Raw genomic sequence first — 14,756 nt, forward strand, 5'->3', positions numbered from 1 at the left:
GCGCGCCCCACGCGCCGCAGCCGCGTCACTGCGCCGGCGTTCCCTGTCTGTAGATGGCTTCGGCCAGCGCCAGCAGCTTCTCTTTGGGCAGCACGCCGACCAGTGCATACCCACGCGCTCCGCCTTCGGCACTTTCGCCTTCGACCCAATAGAACATGCCGAGCTCGCCCTCGCGCTCGTAGCGGAAGGCGGCCGGCGTGTTGCTGTCGGGCTTGCGCAGGTAGACCGTCACGCGCAGCGGCTTGCCGTCGGCGCCGGTCGCGCCGGTGTCGGGCATGGCCTGGTACATCAGCTGCGCGCTCGGCGTGCCGGCGGCGTCGGGCAGGAGCCGGCCGCCGACCAGCTCGAAGCCTTGCGCGCGCAGGTCGAAGAGTTTCACCGGCACGGTGAGGCGCCGCGTCAGCCAGCGGCTCAGGTGCTCTTCCTGGGCTTTCACCTCCACCGGGTGGCGCACTTCGGGCACGTAGACGGTGTGCGCCAGCGCTGCGCGGTGAACCCACGCCGGCTCGCCGGAGCGGGCGAGCAGGGGCGATTCAGGCTGCAGCCGCCACACCAGCGCGGCGCCCACGGCGCCCCCGAGCACGAAGACGGCGAGCGCCGCCGCCCAGCGTTGCCAGCGAACGCCCGGCAAGGTGTCGGGCGCCTTGCGCCAGGCCACTTGCGTCAGCGCCTGCGGCACAGGCTCCGACAAGACCGTGTCGAGCCGGACACGCAAGGCTTCGGCGTCGGCCGACCACAAGCGCACGCGCGCCGCGTCTTCGGGGTGCTCGCGCAGCCAGGCTTCGACTTCGGCGCGTTGCTCGGGGGGCAACTCGTCGTCGAGCCAGGCGCTCAGCAGGGTGTCGTCAGGCATGTTCATGGCGGTTCAGCTCACGCGGCGCAGCGTGTGGGCGGCCGCGTTCTGGTTCGGGCGGCGGCCGTCGAGCAGCGCGCGCAAGGCCGCGCGGCCGCGCGAGATGCGCGACATCACGGTGCCGATCGGAATGCGCAGCAGCTCGGCGCACTCGGCGTAAGACAGTTGTTCGAGCGTGACCAGCAGCAGCGGCTCGCGCTGCTCGAGCGGCAGCTGCTTGAGCGCGGCCACCAGGTCGAGCCGCAGCCCGATGTCGGGGTTCGTGGCCGCCGGCAGCTCGTCGATCGCATCGACGCCGTCACGCGGCTCGACCAGCGTCATGCGGGCACTGCGGCGGCGTTCGTCCATGTGGGCGTTGTGCGCGATGCTGATGGCCCACACCAGGATGTCGCGGCGCTGGTCGAACTGGTGCCAGTGCGCCAGCGCACGCTCGAGCGCGGTTTGCACCAGGTCGTCGGCCGCGCCGGGGTCGAACACCAGCGAGCGGGCGTAGCGCCGCAGGCGCGGGATCGCGCCGAGCAGTTGCTGGCGAAAGGCGGTCGGGGCGTCCACAGGGGGTCTACGTCGGGCAGCGGCCGCTTATTCCGCGCTGCGGCCCGCGGCCAGTGTAGGCCCGCAGCACGGCCGCGCGCGATCCCGGACAATGGCCGGCATGACGCCCCCGAAAAGCGCCCTTTCCCCGAGCTTCGCGCTGCCCGAGTTCCGTGCCGCGCTCGGCATGTTCGCCACCGGCGTGACCATCGTCACGGCGCGCGGCCCCGGCGGCGTGCCAGTCGGGCTGACCGCCAATTCTTTCAACTCGGTGTCGATGAACCCGCCGCTGGTGCTGTGGAGCCTGGCGCGCAGCGCCGGCTCGATGCCGGCCTTCGAGCGCGGCTCGCACTACGCGATCAACATCCTCGCCGCCGAGCAGCACGCCCTGGCCGAACGCTTCGCGAGCAAGGACACCGACCGCTTCAAGGGCCTGGCGTTTCGCGAAGGCGCTGGCGGCGCGCCCATCATCGAAGGCGCGGCAGCGGTGTTCGAGTGTTTCAACCGCAGCCGCTACGAAGAAGGCGACCACGTGATCTTCGTCGGCGAAGTCGAACACTGCGAGCGCCGCGAAGGCTCGCAGCCGCTGATCTTCCACGGCGGGCGTTACTTCACCGAACTGCCGCTCTGACGGCGGGCCATGGCGCTGTCGGTTCCGCTGGTCTGGTCGCTCTCGACCGCGCACCTCGCCATCGAGGTCGCGGCCACCGCCGCGTTCGCGCTCTCGGGCGTGATCGTCGCGGCGCGGCGCCGGCTCGACGCGGTGGGCGTGTGCGTGGTCGCCGGCCTGGCCGCCTTCGGTGGCGGCACGGTGCGCGACGTGCTGCTCGACCGTCGCCCGTTCTTCTGGGTCGAACACCACGGCTACGTGTGGGCGGTGTTGCTGCTGTGCATGGCTTCGATGGTGTTCCTGCGCACGCGCCACTTCCAGCCCACCGAACAGGCAATGCAGTGGCCCGACGCGTTAGGCCTCGGCCTGTTCACCGCCAGCGGCGCGCAGATCGCCCTGGCCCTGCAGATGCCGGCGCTCGTGGCGGTGTTGATGGGTGTCGTGACGGCGGTGTTCGGCGGCGTGTTGCGCGACATCGCCTGCAACCAGATCCCGGCCGCGTTCCAGGGCCACCGCCCCTATGCCGTGTGTTCCTTCGCCGGCGGCTGGGTGGTGGTGGGCGGCACCGCGCTGCACTGGCCCGACTGGGCCACGCTCACCGCCGGCGCGGCGTGCGCCACGCTGTTGCGCGTGCTGGCGCTGTGGCGCGACTGGAAGCTGCCGGTCTGGCGCCACGACGACGACGTGGCCGACGACCCGCGCTGAACGAACCGGCTCACCCCTTGTGGCGTGCCGCCGCGAACGCGGTGAACCAGGCCACGCAGTCGGCATTGGCCATTGCGTCGAGCTTGAAGACCTGCTCGGCCGGCGTGCCCATCAGCAGCTTCTTCACCGGCAGCTCCATCTTCTTGCCCGACAGCGTGCGCGGCACGGCGCTGACCTGGAAGATCTCGTTCGGCACATGGCGTGCCGAAAGCGCGGCCTTGATGTTGTGCTTGAGCTGCTTCGTCAACGCGGCGTCGAGCACCAGCCCGTCGCGCAGCACCACGAAGAGCGGCATGTAACTCTCGCGGCCGAGGTATTCGAGGTCGACGACCAGGCTGTCGAGCACTTCGGGCAGGGCCTCGACCGCGCTGTAGAGCTCGGCCGTGCCCATGCGGATGCCGTGGCGGTTGATGGTCGCATCACTGCGCCCATAGATGATGGCGCCACCGCGCGGCGTGATGCGGAGCCAGTCGCCGTGGCGCCAGACGCCGGGGTACATGTCGAAGTAACTGTCGTGATAGCGCTGGTTGTTCTTGTCATGCCAGAAGTACAAGGGCATCGACGGCATCGGCTTGATGCACACCAGCTCACCCACCTCGCCGACCAGCGGCTGACCGGCTTCGTTCCACGCTTCCACGTCAGCGCCGAGGCAGCGCACCTGCATCTCGCCGATCACGACCGGCAGCGTGGGCATGCCGGCGACGAAGGCGCCCGCAAAGTCGGTGCCGCCCGAGATCGCGGTAAGCCAGATGGGCCGGCCATCGCGTTGAGGCATCTGCTCGTAGACCCACCGGTACGACTCGACCGCGAGCGGCGAGCCGGTCGAGCCGATCGCGCGCAGCTTCGACAGGTCGGCCTGCTTCATCGGTTCGACGCTGGCCTTCAGGCAGTTCGCGTAGAAAGCCGCGCCGGCGCCGAAGAACGTGGTGCCGGCCGCGGCCGCAAAGCGCCAAAGCGTCGACATGTCGGTGGCGCCGACGCGCCCGCCGGGGTTGCCGTCGTAGATGCAGATCGTGGTGCCGCCGAGCAGCGCGCCCACCTGTGAGTTCCACATGATCCAGCCGGTGCTGCTGTACCAGTGGTAGCGGTCGCCGGTGTCGATGCTCGCGCCGACGTTGTTGTGCAGCGCGTTGGCTTTCAGCGCCTCGATCATCACGCCGCCGTGGCCGTGCACGATCGGCTTGGGCAGGCCGGTGGTGCCGCTCGAATAGACGACCCACAGCGGGTGGTCGAAGGGCAGCCAGGCCGGCGCGAAGGGCAGGTCGTGCGAGGTGAGCTCGCTGAAGTCGTGCAGCCTGCCGTGCGGCGGCACGAGGCTTGCCGGCGCAACCTGCGCGGTGTCCAGATACCGCAGCAACACCACTTCGCGCGCACTCGGCAACTCGGCCAGCAGACCACGCAGCACCTCGAGGCGGTTGTGCACCACGCCGCCATAGGTGTAGCCGTCACACGCGATCAATACCTTGGGCTCGATCTGACGAAAGCGGTCGAGCACCGCCACCGGCCCCATGTCGGGCGAGCACACCGACCACACCGCGCCGAGGCTGGCGCAGGCCAGAAAGGCGACCACGGTCTGCGGAATGTTCGGCAGGATCGCGCAGACGCGGTCGCCCGGCTGCACGCCCATCGTCTGCAGTGCGGCGGCGAGCGACGCCACCTGCCGGCGCAATTCGGGCCAGCTGATCTCGGTCAATTCACCCCGCTCGAACATCGCCTCGTTGGCGAACACGATGGCCGGGTGGCCCGCCGCGTGGGCGGCGTCGGCATGGCTGAACAGATGCTGCGCGTAGTTCACCTGCGCGCCGGGGAACCAGCGCGCGCCGGGCATCTTCGCGTCGGCCAGCACCGCCTCGAACGGCGTGGGCGACTGCATGCCGAAGTGGTCCCAGATCGTGGCCCAGAACGCGGGCAGGTCGTTGACCGACCAGCGCCACAACTTGTCGTAGTTTCCGGGCGTCGACGCGTCGAAGTGCAGGCCTCGTTCCTGCGCGAGCCAGCGCAGGTAAGGCTCGATGCGGGGCTCGGGCAGGTGGGTGGCGGCCATCGTGCTTCTCTGATGCTTCACTGATGCGGCGGTGGTGTCAGTCGTCGACCCTGGCGGCACGCAGCGCCATGTCCACGTCCATGTACGACCACTGTTCCTGCCAGAACAGCGGCCGCCGGTAGCCGATGAGCCAGGGCTGCGTCAGGTCGACGTAGATGCGGTGCGTGTGGTACTTGTAGGGCGCGTAGGCCACGACGAGCTTGACCACTTCGTTGAACAGCGCGAGGCGCTCCGGCCCGTCGGGCAGCTCGTTCATGCGCTGGTAGATCGCGTCGACCGCCGGCAGCTTGAAGCGTGCGAAGTTCTGGCCGCCCGACTGCGGGCCGTAGACCCGCGCGAGGCCACCGAAGCCGTCGGGCGACGCGGCCGAGCTGGCGAGCGACCACACCATCAGCTTGCCGGCGCGCCCGGCCTTCAGGTTCTCGGCGAACTGCTGGATGCGCATCTTCGAGCGGATGCCGATCAGGCTCAGGCTCTTGCGCTTCTGGTCGTCGAGCTGGCGCTGCAGTTCGTCGGCCTGGGTGGAGATTTCGAGCACCAGCGGCGAACCGTCGGGGGTTTCGCGCCAGCCGTCGCCGTCGCGGTCTTTATAGCCGTAGAGGTCGAGCAGCGCATTTGCACGGGCCGGGTTGAATTCGCTGTTGGCGGTCTTGAGCTTCGGGTCGTAGCCATAGGTGTTCGGCACGACTGGGCCTTGCGCTGGAATCGCCTGGCCGTTGCGCACCAGGCGGATCTCGGCTTCCACGTCGTAGGCCAGGCTGATCGCGCGGCGCAGTGCCACCTTTTCGGGCGTGAGGCCGCCGACCAGCGGGTCGTCCATGTTGAAGTAGGTGAAGCCGACGTCGGAATTGACGATGCTGTGCGCGGCGATGCCTCTTTTCACCAGATTCGGCGCGAGCTTGGCGTTCGGCACCGCGGCCTTGGCGAGATCGGGTGGCACCGGGTCGATCAGGTCGATCTGGCCGTTCAGGAAGGCGAGCCAGCGCGGCTGGCTCTGTTCGATCACGCTGAGCTCGACGCGGTCGACCATCGGGATGCGCCGGCCCTTGAAGCGCGCCAGCAGCGCCTGGCCTTCGGCGTCGTCGGCGTTCGGCTCGGCGTCGAACACGCGTTCGCGGTAGCCGGGGTTGCGCTCGAGCACCATCAGCGAACTGCGCCGCCACTGCTTCAGCACGTAGGGGCCGGTGCCGACCGGGTGCGCCATCAGGTCGTCTTTGTAGCGCTCGATCACCTCGCGCGCCACCGCGCCGAAGATGCTGCTGTCGGTCAGCGTGTTGACGAAGCGCGGCCGCGGGTTGGCGAGCGTGAAGCGCAACGTGTAGCGGTCGAGTGCTTTCACGCCTTCGACCTCGCGGCCGTAGTCGAAAGGTCGCTTGTTCTTCAAAGCTTCGGCACGCAGCGCTTCCAGGCCGACAAATCCGTCTTCGGCCAGGCCGTTGTAGGCCGGGCTCTTGAGCGCCGGGTCGAAGAAGCGCTTGAAGCTGTAGACGTAGTCGGCCGCGACCAGCTCGCGCTTCTTGCCTTCGAAGGCCGGGTCGTCGGCGAAGTGGATGCCCGGCTGGATGCGGATCGTCCAGGTCTTGAAGTCGGCCGACGATTCCGGCATGCCGTCGGCCGTCAGCGGCTTGAGCTTGTAGGGCCGCGCCAGGTGATCGTAGGTGTACAGGCCCTCGAAGATGTGCGCGGTGACCTGGCGCGAATACAGGTCGTTGATCTGCGCCGGGTCGAAGCCCGTCTCGGCGCTGCGCAAGCCCAGGCGCAGCACTTTCTGCGCCGCCTCGGCGGCCTGCGCGCCGGGCAGCGCGAGCGCGCCCAGCAGCGCCGCCAGGCCGATGCGGCAGAGCAGCTTCATCGGGGTGGCCGCAGCGAGTCGTCGATGTCGACGTAGTGCCAGAACTCCTGCCAGAACACCGGGTGGCGGTAGCCCAGAAGCTGCGGGTAGCTCATGTCGGTCGAGATGCGGTTGAGTTTGAACTTGTAGGGCATGTAGGCGAGCGCGATCTTCTGCGCCTGCTCGAACATGGCCGTGCGCTCGGGGCCGTCGGGCACAGCCTGCAGGCGGTCGTAGAGCTTGTCGAACTCGGGCATCTTGAAACGTGCCATGTTCTGGCCACCGAACTCGCGGCTGTCGTAGCGCGCCAGCGCGCCGATGGCGTCGGGTGCGTCGGCCGAAGCGCCCACCGACCACATGGCCAGCTTGCCGGCGCGCGCGGCTTTCAGGTTCTCGGGCCACTGCGCGATCTTCGACTCGGTGCGGATGCCCAGCGCCTTCATGTTCTTGTTCATGATCTCCATGATCTTGCGCCGGCGCTGGTCGGCTTCGCTGGCGATGTTGAGCACCAGCGGCGAGCCGTCGGGCATGTCGCGCCAGCCGTCGCCGTCCTTGTCCTTGTAGCCGTAGAGGTCGAGCAGGGCCTTGGCGCGCGGCGGATCGTAGTCGCCGAACTCGCTCTTGAACTTCGGGTCGAAGGCCGAGGTGAACGGCAGCAAGACCGACTGCGCCACCGCCCCCTGGCCGTTGTAGGCGTAGGCGATCTCGTTGGCAGTGTCCATGCCCAGGCTGACGGCGCGGCGCAACGCGACCTTCTCGGCCGTGTAGCCGCCGACGGTCGGGTCGTCCATGTTGAAGATCAGGTAGTTGCTCGCCGGCTCGACCACCTGGTAGGCGCGCAGGCCGCGCTTGGCCAGGTTCGGCGCGACCTTGCCGCCCGGCACCGCCTGGTTCACGAACTGGTAGCCCACGCGGTAGGCGAGATCGGCCTCGCCGTTGACGAACGACAACCAGCGCGGCTGCTCTTCTTCGACGACCGAGATCTCGACGCGGTCGACCATCGGCAGGCGCCGGCCCTTGAAGCGCGCGAGCAGCGCCTGGCCTTCGGCGTCGTCTGCGGTGGGTTCGGCGTCGTAGAGCATCTCGCGGAAGTCGGGGTTGCGCTCGAACGCGATGAACGAGCTGCGCCGCCACTGCACCAGCTTGAACGGGCCGGTGCCCACCGGGTGCTCTTCGGCCTTGTCGCCATAGAACTCGATCACCTCGCGCGCCACGGCACCCAGGATGTCGCTGTTGGCGAGCGATTCGATGTAGCGCGGGCGCGGGTCTTCGAGCTTGATCTGCAGCGTATAGCGATCGAGCGCTTTCAGCCCGTCGATCTCGCGGCTGTAGTCGAAGGGTTGTTTCTTGTCGAGCCCGGACTGGCGCAGTTCGTTCAGGCCGATCATCTTGTCGGTCTCGATCGCCGACCACACCGGGCTCTTGTTGGCCGGGTCGGCGAGGCGCTTGAAAGAGTAGACGTAGTCCTGCGCGACAAGCTCGCGTTTCTTGCCCTTGAACGCCGGGTCGTCGGCGAAGTAGATGCCGGGCTTGACCTTCACCGTCCAGGTGCGGAAGTCGCTCGAAACCTGCGGCATGCCGTCCGCCGTGAGCGGCCTGATCTTGATCGGCCGCGCGAGGTGGTCGTACTTGTACAGGCCCTCGAAGATGTGCGGCGTGAGCGTGCGCGAGTACAGGTCGTTGACCTTGGCCGGGTCGAGGCTGGTCTCGGCCACCTCGAAGGCGTAGCGCAACACCTTCTTGGCCGGCGCGGAAGGCGCCTGCGCGCTGCTCGGCGCCACCACCGCCAGCGCGATGGCCGCGCCCAGGAATACGGTCTTCAACGAACTCATGTCATCTCACTGTGAACGCCGGGCCAGCTCGGCCGAGTCGATGTCGACGAACTTCCAGAACTCGCGCAGGAACACGTTGCGCTGGTAACCCACGACCCAGGGCTGGGCCAGGTCGGTCCAGATGCGGTGCACGTGGATCTTGTAGGGCACGTAGGCCACCATCAGCGCCTGCGCCTGCGTCATCACAGCCTGACGCTCGGGGCCGTTGGGCAGGGCCTTCTGCTTCTCATGGAGCGCGTTGAAGGCCGGCAGGTCGAAGCGCGAATGGTTGGCCTGGCCCTTGTTCGGCCCGTAGCCGAGTTCGAGAAAGCCGGCGCCGTCGGGCCCGGCGCTCCAGCCCACGCCCCACATCATCAGCTTGCCGGCGCGCGAAGCCTTCAGGTTCTCGGGCCACTGCGCGATGCGGAACTTGATGCGCACGCCGAGCGCGTCCATGTTCTTCTGCCACTGCTCGGCGAGCTGGCGCTTTTCGCCGTCGGCCTGCGTGGCGTACTCGAGCAGCAGCGGCGAGCCGTCGGGTTGGTCACGCCAGCCGTCGCCGTCCTTGTCCTTGTACCCGTACAGGTCGAGCAAAGCCTTGGCGCGGGCCAGGTTGAACTCGCTCATCTCGCTGCGGAAAGCCGGGTCGTAACCCCAGGTGCCGGGGCCGATCGGGCCTTGCGCGGGCATGGCCTGGCGCTTGCGCACGAGGCGGATTTCCTTGTCGAGATCGACCGCGAGGCTGATCGCGCGGCGCAGCGCCACCTTCTCGGGCGTGTAGCCGCCGACCATCGGGTCTTCGAGGTTGAAGAGCGACAACGCCACGTCGGCACGCGCATAACGAACCATCTGGATGCCGCTGCGCTTGAGGTTGGGCGCAAGCTGGCCGCCGGGCATCACGCGGTCGGCGAAGTCGGCTGGCACTTCTTCGACCAGGTCGTATTCCTTGTTCAGGAAAGACAGCCAGCGCGGCTGGTTTTCTTCGATGATGCCGACCTCGACGCGGTCGATCATCGGCAGGCGCCGGCCCTTGAGTTTGGCCGCGATGGCTTGCGCCACCGGGTTGTCGGCCGGCGCTTCTTCGTCGTAGTAGACCTCGCGGTAACCGGGGTTGCGTTCGAGCACGATGCGCGACGAGCGGCGCCACTCGCCGAGCTTGAACGGGCCGGTGCCGACCGGGTGGTCCATGATCTTGTCGCCATAGGCTTCGACCACTTCGCGCGCGACCGCGCCGACCACCGAGCCGTCGGTCATGTCTTCGACGAAGCGCGGATTGCCTTCGCCAAGCTTGATCTGGAAGCGGTAGCGGTCGAGCGCCTTCAGGCCTTCGACCTCGCGGTCGTAGTCGAATGGTTTGCCGGCCTTGATCAGCTCTTGGCGCAGCTCGCTCAGGCCGAGGATCTTGTCGTTCTCGAACGAATACAGGCTCGGGCTCTTCAGCTTCGGGTCGTAGTGGCGCTTGATCGAGTAGACGTAGTCCTGCGCGACCAGCTCGCGCTTCTTGCCCTTGAAGGCCGGGTCGTCGGCGAAGTAGATGCCGGGTTTGATCGTGAACGTGAAGGTCTTGTAGTCGGCCGAGACCTCGGGCATGGCCGCGGCGGTGTTCGGCCGGGCGCGCACCGGGCGGGCCAGGAATTCGAGCTGCAGCGGCGCGTCGAAGATGTTCGCGGCGATGGTGCGCGAGTACAGGTCGGAGATCTGCCCCGGGTCGAAGCCGGTTTCGGCGACGCGGAAGGCGTAGCGCAGCACCTTGAGCGGCGCCGCCGCGGCGGGCGCGTCGGCCGCCAGCAGGGCCGGACCGGCCGGCAGCGAAAGACACGCCGCCACCACGCCGGCGCGCAGCAAGTGCAAGAGGCGCAGCATGGCGCGAATCGGCATGGAAAGCGTTCCTTGTGGGATCACGTGAAGACCTCGGCCCTCGCCGGTGGGCGGATGGGCTCGTGAACTCTATCGAAGGCGCGAGTCTAGGCGGCGCGCCGGGTTATCGGCCCCGGTGCAAGCACTATGCTTCGGCCCGCGCGCCGTGCCAGAGGCACGCGAATTGCGTGCCCGCAGGCTTTGCAGCGCCCGGCGTGAAACAGGGCAAATGCGGGGGAGTCGCGGGCTGTTCAGGCCCTAGACTCGCCGGCGCTTGCACCTGAACACCCCGGCCCGCCACGAGCGTTGCCGTGATGCGCGGTGCCCCGACTTGACTGGATGAGGAGTATTTCGAGCCATGGCGGCCTACCTGATTCGACGCCTGTGGCAAATGATCCCGACTTTGTTCGGCGTCGTTCTGCTGGTGTTTCTTTTGTTCAAGGGCTTTGGTGGTGACCCGGCCGAAATTCTCGGTGGCCTGAACGCCACGCAGGCGCAGGTCGATGCGATCCGCCAGCAGCTGGGCCTGAACGAGCCGCTCTGGACGCAGTTCTGGATCTTCATCAAGCAGATCGTCACCTTCGACTGGGGCAAGAGCTGGGCCACCAACGAAGCCGTCGGCCACCTGTTCGCCACGCGACTGCCGGCCACGCTGACGGTGATGGTGCCGATCCTGATCCTCGACACCTTGCTCGCCATTCCGTTCGCGATGGGCGTGGCCTATGTGCGCGGCTCGCTCACCGACCGCAGCATCATGATGCTGACGACGGTGGCGCTCTCGATCTCGTTCCTGGTCTACGTGATCGTCGGCCAGTACGTGTTCGCGTTCCAGCTCGGCATGTTCCCGGTGCAGGGCTGGAGCGACAGCCTGTGGACCAACCTGCGCGTGTATTCGCCGCTGCCGGTGCTGCTGGCGGTGGCGGTGTCGCTCGCACCGACCACGCGCCTGTACCGCAGCTTCTTCCTCGACGAGATCGGCCACGACTACGTGCGCACGGCCCGCGCCAAGGGCCTGACCGAGCAGACGATCCTGCTCAAGCACGTGCTGCGCAACGCGATGATCCCGATCCTGACCAACGTGGCCGTGGCGCTGCCGGGCATCTTCGTCGGCTCGTTCCTGATCGAGGTGTTCTTTTCCATCCCCGGGCTGGGGCGTGAACTGTGGCTGTCGGTGAACCGCAGCGACTACCCCGTCATCCAGGCCTTCGCGATCTACACAGCGGTGATCACGATGTTCGTGAACCTGCTGACCGACGTGCTCTACAAGCTGGTCGACCCACGGGTGGTGCTGAAATGAGCGGTAGCTTGGTGAGTCCTCAACTCACGGTGAGCCAGAACCGCGCGCGCGGCGTGTGGTCGGCCGCGGCCACACGCTTTCGCACCGACCGCGTCGGCATGGTCTCGCTCGTGATCGTGGTGTTGTTCCTGCTGCTCGTGATCGCTTCCGGGCTCGGCCTGGTGGCGAAAGACTGGCAAGCCGAAACCGGCGTGCCCGATGCGCCGCCCACCTTCATGGGCCCGGCCGCGGCCACCGAGAGCGCCGCTGTCGCCGCGCCCACCGGCCCGAACATCGACATCTCGGCGATCGACCCGCTCGCACCGCGCTACAAGGAATGGGACGAAGCGGCCAAGAAGTACCAGACCACCGAAGCGGTGCGGGCGCTCACGCTGCCCTTCGGCGGCGACCGGCTCGGCCGCGACGTGCTGGCCAAGGCGGTGAAGGGCGCGCAGGTGTCGATCTTGGTCGGCGTGTCGGCCGCCCTGCTTGCCACCTTCATCGGCACGCTGCTGGGCGCCATCGCCGGGTTCTTCGGGGGGCGGGCGGGCGACTTCCTCGAGTGGCTCTACAACGTGTTCACCGCGATCCCGAGCATCCTGCTGATCTTCGCTTTTGCGGCGGTGTTCCCGCGCGGCGTGGGCTCGGTGGTGCTGATCCTCGGTCTGGCGGGCTGGACCGGCATTTACCGGCTGGTGCGGGCCGAGTTCATCAAACACGCGGTGCGCGACTACGTGCGCTCGGCCGAAGCCATCGGCGCCAGCACGAGTTCGCGCATGTTCCGGCACATCTTGCCCAACGTGAGCCACGTGGTGCTGGTGCAGCTCTCGATCCACGTGGTCGGCTTCATCAAGTCTGAAGTGATCCTGTCGTACCTGGGCCTCGGCGTCGGCGTCGACCAGGTCTCGTGGGGCACGATGCTCGCCGAAGCGCAGAGCCAGCTGATCCTCGGCCAGTGGTGGCAGCTCGCGGCGGCCACGCTGTTCATGGCGGTGTTCGTGACCGCGTTTTCGCTGATGACCGACGCGCTGCGTGATGCGCTCGACCCCAAGCTGCGCGGACTGGAATAAGAAGATGCTCCTCAGTATCAAAGACCTGCGGGTCGCCTTCCGCCTCGGCAAGACCAATGGCGTGGTGCAGCGCTTCGAGGCCGTCAAGGGCGTGAGCTTCGACGTGCCCGAGAACACCACCATCGCACTCGTCGGCGAATCGGGTTCGGGCAAGAGCGTGACCGCGATGTCGATCCTGAACCTGCTGCCCGACAACGCCGAGCGCGCCGGCGCCATCACGTTCCAGGGCCGCGACATGCTGGCCACACCGCTGGCGGAGCTGCAGAAACTGCGCGGCAAGGAAATCGCCTGCGTGTTCCAGGACCCGATGACCTCGTTGAACCCGGTGTTCACGGTCGGCCAGCAGATCTGCGAGCCGCTGATGAAACACCTGGGGCTGGGCGCGAAGCAGGCGATGGCCCGCGCCGAAGCGCTGCTCAACGAAGTGGGCATGCCCGAGCCGAAGCGGCGCCTCTCGGCCTACCCGCACCAGCTCTCGGGCGGCCAGCAGCAGCGCGTGATGATCGCGATGGCGCTGGCCTGCGAGCCCAAGCTGCTGATCGCCGACGAGCCGACCACGGCGCTCGACGTGACGATCCAGCGCCAGATCATGGAGCTGCTGGCCGGGCTGAAAGCGCGTCACCAGATGAGCATGCTATTCATTAGCCACGACCTCGGCGTGGTGGGCGAGATTGCCGACCACGTGGTCGTGATGCGCCAGGGCACGGTGCGCGAGCAGGGCGCCGTGGCCGGCATTTTCAAGGCGCCGCAAGACGCGTACACCAAGGCGCTGCTGGCCTGCCGGCCCACGCTCGAGCAGCGCGCGCCGCGCCTGATGGTGATCGACGACCACATCGCCGGCCGCGCCGCCGCGAGCACGAGCAAAGCGAAGGACCCGAACGCCCGCGTGATCATCGAAGCGAGCAGCCTGACCAAGAGCTTCTGGCTGCAGAGCGGCGTGTTCGGCCGCAAGGAATTCAAGGCCGTGCGCGGCGCCACCTTCAAGCTGCGCCAGGGCCACACGCTGGGCGTGGTCGGCGAGTCGGGTTCGGGCAAGACGACGATGGGGCTGGCGCTGCTGCGCCTGCACGAGCCGAGCGGCGGGCCAGTGGGTGGCAGCGTCACCTTCGACGGCGTCGACCTGCTGGCCTTGAGCAAGAGCGAGATGCTGCCGATGCGCAAGCGCATCCAGGTCGTTTTCCAGAACCCGTACGCGTCGTTGAACCCACGCTTCACGGTCGGCCAGACGCTGGTCGAGCCGATGACGATTCACAACATCGGCAAAGACAACGACGAACGCGAAGCGCGCGCGCGTGCATTGCTGCTCAAGGTGGGCCTCGATGAAGCGGCGATGGACAAGTACCCGCACGAGTTTTCCGGTGGCCAGCGCCAGCGCGTGGCGATCGCACGCTGCCTGACACTCGACCCCGAAGTGCTGGTGCTCGACGAAGCGGTGAGCGCGCTCGACGTGTCGGTGCAGGCGCAAGTGCTCAACCTGCTGAAAGACCTGCAAGATGAGCTAGGGCTCGCTTACATCTTCATCAGCCACGACTTGGCGGTGGTGCGCTTCATGGCCGACGAGGTGCTGGTGATGAAAGACGGCGAAGTGGTCGAGCAGGCCAGCGTGGCGCAGATTCTCGACGCGCCGCAACAGGAGTACACGCGGCGGCTGCTCGGGGCCATTCCGCGCGGCTACCGCGCGGCGGCCTGACCGGGGCCACGACCAAACAAGTCGACGCTGTAAGCGTTTGCTTACTGTTCGGCCGCATTTCGACAGTGGGCCAGAACGACTCGCGGCGCAGAACGTGAAATAAGCCGCACTTTGCTCGGCGCCCCGGCTTGGCACAGAGGTTGCGAAAAGCTTGGCACAGAGAGTTCGAGCCGAAGCCTGCGAAGCCCGCGCCGAAACCAGCTTACAAGGACGTCGTTGCCATGCCGCTGATCCGCACCAAACCCACCGCCTTCGCGCGCCGCGCGCGCCCCACAGGCCCGAGCTGCCGCAGCGGCGCGTCGTCGCTGCTGCGCCTGTCGCAGCCGACCGCGGCGCGTTTGCCGACGGCGATGGACTTGTCGGGTTGGGTCGGTCGTGCGGCCAGCATCTTCCTGCCGGTGACGGGCCCGCTCGCAGCGTTCGCGCAGAGCGAGTTCGGCCACGGCGTCGGCCAATGAGCCCGGCGGAGCAGAGCACC

12 protein-coding genes are annotated in these 14,756 nt (G+C 67.7%); 6 read left to right on the forward strand and 6 right to left on the reverse strand.

Annotation, left to right across the window (positions count from 1 at the left end; translation table 11 throughout):
- Nucleotides 1-25: 25 nt before the first annotated feature.
- A complete protein-coding gene (locus AC30PD_RS09675; protein WP_489535449.1) occupies nucleotides 26-859 on the reverse strand; it encodes an anti-sigma factor family protein in 834 nt (277 codons plus the stop codon).
- Nucleotides 860-865: 6 nt separating this feature from the next.
- Entirely contained in the window at nucleotides 866-1,405 is a 540-nt protein-coding gene (locus tag AC30PD_RS09680) for a sigma-70 family RNA polymerase sigma factor (RefSeq protein ID WP_489535450.1), read from the reverse strand.
- A gap of 100 nt (nucleotides 1,406-1,505) precedes the next feature.
- On the opposite strand from AC30PD_RS09680, the gene AC30PD_RS09685 reads away from it, so the two are divergent.
- Entirely contained in the window at nucleotides 1,506-2,015 is a 510-nt protein-coding gene (locus tag AC30PD_RS09685; protein ID WP_489535451.1) for a flavin reductase family protein, read from the forward strand.
- A 9-nt stretch (nucleotides 2,016-2,024) separates the two neighbouring features.
- On the forward strand, nucleotides 2,025-2,699 hold the full coding sequence (locus tag AC30PD_RS09690) for a trimeric intracellular cation channel family protein (protein ID WP_489535452.1): 675 nt from the start codon (nucleotides 2,025-2,027) through the stop codon (nucleotides 2,697-2,699).
- A gap of 10 nt (nucleotides 2,700-2,709) precedes the next feature.
- Here AC30PD_RS09690 and AC30PD_RS09695 read toward each other — a convergent pair whose 3' ends face one another.
- Genes AC30PD_RS09695 through AC30PD_RS09710 form a run of 4 tightly spaced genes read right to left on the reverse strand, consistent with a single transcriptional unit; the run spans nucleotide 2,710 to nucleotide 10,263 of the window.
- Complete coding sequence (locus AC30PD_RS09695; protein WP_489535453.1) at nucleotides 2,710-4,743, reverse strand: acetoacetate--CoA ligase; 2,034 nt, start codon at nucleotides 4,741-4,743, stop codon at nucleotides 2,710-2,712.
- Between the two features lie 37 nt (nucleotides 4,744-4,780).
- On the reverse strand, nucleotides 4,781-6,595 hold the full coding sequence (locus tag AC30PD_RS09700; RefSeq protein ID WP_489535454.1) for an ABC transporter substrate-binding protein: 1,815 nt from the start codon (nucleotides 6,593-6,595) through the stop codon (nucleotides 4,781-4,783).
- Nucleotides 6,592-8,406, reverse strand: coding sequence for an ABC transporter substrate-binding protein (locus AC30PD_RS09705; protein WP_489535455.1), 1,815 nt, complete (start codon nucleotides 8,404-8,406; stop codon nucleotides 6,592-6,594). The genes AC30PD_RS09700 and AC30PD_RS09705 overlap by 4 nt, the downstream gene beginning before the upstream one ends.
- Nucleotides 8,407-8,412: 6 nt before the next feature.
- On the reverse strand, nucleotides 8,413-10,263 hold the full coding sequence (locus AC30PD_RS09710) for an ABC transporter substrate-binding protein (RefSeq protein WP_489535456.1): 1,851 nt from the start codon (nucleotides 10,261-10,263) through the stop codon (nucleotides 8,413-8,415).
- Between the two features lie 337 nt (nucleotides 10,264-10,600).
- On the opposite strand from AC30PD_RS09710, the gene AC30PD_RS09715 reads away from it, so the two are divergent.
- From AC30PD_RS09715 to AC30PD_RS09730, 4 genes are all read left to right on the forward strand, one after another.
- Nucleotides 10,601-11,539 carry an ABC transporter permease gene (locus AC30PD_RS09715; RefSeq protein ID WP_489535457.1) on the forward strand — a complete coding sequence of 313 codons (939 nt, stop codon included), beginning with the start codon at nucleotides 10,601-10,603 and terminating at the stop codon, nucleotides 11,537-11,539.
- Nucleotides 11,536-12,588, forward strand: coding sequence for an ABC transporter permease (locus tag AC30PD_RS09720; protein WP_489535458.1), 1,053 nt, complete (start codon nucleotides 11,536-11,538; stop codon nucleotides 12,586-12,588). The genes AC30PD_RS09715 and AC30PD_RS09720 overlap by 4 nt, the downstream gene beginning before the upstream one ends.
- A gap of 4 nt (nucleotides 12,589-12,592) precedes the next feature.
- Nucleotides 12,593-14,278 (forward strand): ABC transporter ATP-binding protein, encoded by a 1,686-nt coding sequence (locus tag AC30PD_RS09725; protein WP_489535459.1) that lies wholly within the window; start codon nucleotides 12,593-12,595, stop codon nucleotides 14,276-14,278.
- Between the two features lie 221 nt (nucleotides 14,279-14,499).
- Nucleotides 14,500-14,736: a hypothetical protein gene (locus AC30PD_RS09730; protein WP_489535460.1), complete on the forward strand. Its 237-nt coding sequence runs from the start codon at nucleotides 14,500-14,502 to the stop codon at nucleotides 14,734-14,736.
- The last annotated feature ends 20 nt before the right edge of the window (nucleotides 14,737-14,756 follow it).

The sequence above is a fragment of the Rhizobacter sp. genome (assembly GCF_032229685.1).
GTDB lineage: Bacteria > Pseudomonadota > Gammaproteobacteria > Burkholderiales > Burkholderiaceae_C > LMDS01.

What these genes read in the sequence shown, in the direction of transcription:
- AC30PD_RS09700 (WP_489535454.1), bottom strand. Translation starts at nt 6,595, where the DNA reads ATGAAGCTGCTCTGCCGCATCGGCCTGGCGGCGCTGCTGGGCGCGCTC.
- AC30PD_RS09715 (WP_489535457.1), top strand. Translation starts at nt 10,601, where the DNA reads ATGGCGGCCTACCTGATTCGACGCCTGTGGCAAATGATCCCGACTTTG.
- AC30PD_RS09705 (WP_489535455.1), bottom strand. Translation starts at nt 8,406, where the DNA reads ATGAGTTCGTTGAAGACCGTATTCCTGGGCGCGGCCATCGCGCTGGCG.
- AC30PD_RS09725 (WP_489535459.1), top strand. Translation starts at nt 12,593, where the DNA reads ATGCTCCTCAGTATCAAAGACCTGCGGGTCGCCTTCCGCCTCGGCAAG.
- AC30PD_RS09675 (WP_489535449.1), bottom strand. Translation starts at nt 859, where the DNA reads ATGAACATGCCTGACGACACCCTGCTGAGCGCCTGGCTCGACGACGAG.
- AC30PD_RS09695 (WP_489535453.1), bottom strand. Translation starts at nt 4,743, where the DNA reads ATGGCCGCCACCCACCTGCCCGAGCCCCGCATCGAGCCTTACCTGCGC.
- AC30PD_RS09685 (WP_489535451.1), top strand. Translation starts at nt 1,506, where the DNA reads ATGACGCCCCCGAAAAGCGCCCTTTCCCCGAGCTTCGCGCTGCCCGAG.
- AC30PD_RS09690 (WP_489535452.1), top strand. Translation starts at nt 2,025, where the DNA reads ATGGCGCTGTCGGTTCCGCTGGTCTGGTCGCTCTCGACCGCGCACCTC.
- AC30PD_RS09720 (WP_489535458.1), top strand. Translation starts at nt 11,536, where the DNA reads ATGAGCGGTAGCTTGGTGAGTCCTCAACTCACGGTGAGCCAGAACCGC.
- AC30PD_RS09730 (WP_489535460.1), top strand. Translation starts at nt 14,500, where the DNA reads ATGCCGCTGATCCGCACCAAACCCACCGCCTTCGCGCGCCGCGCGCGC.
- AC30PD_RS09710 (WP_489535456.1), bottom strand. Translation starts at nt 10,263, where the DNA reads ATGCCGATTCGCGCCATGCTGCGCCTCTTGCACTTGCTGCGCGCCGGC.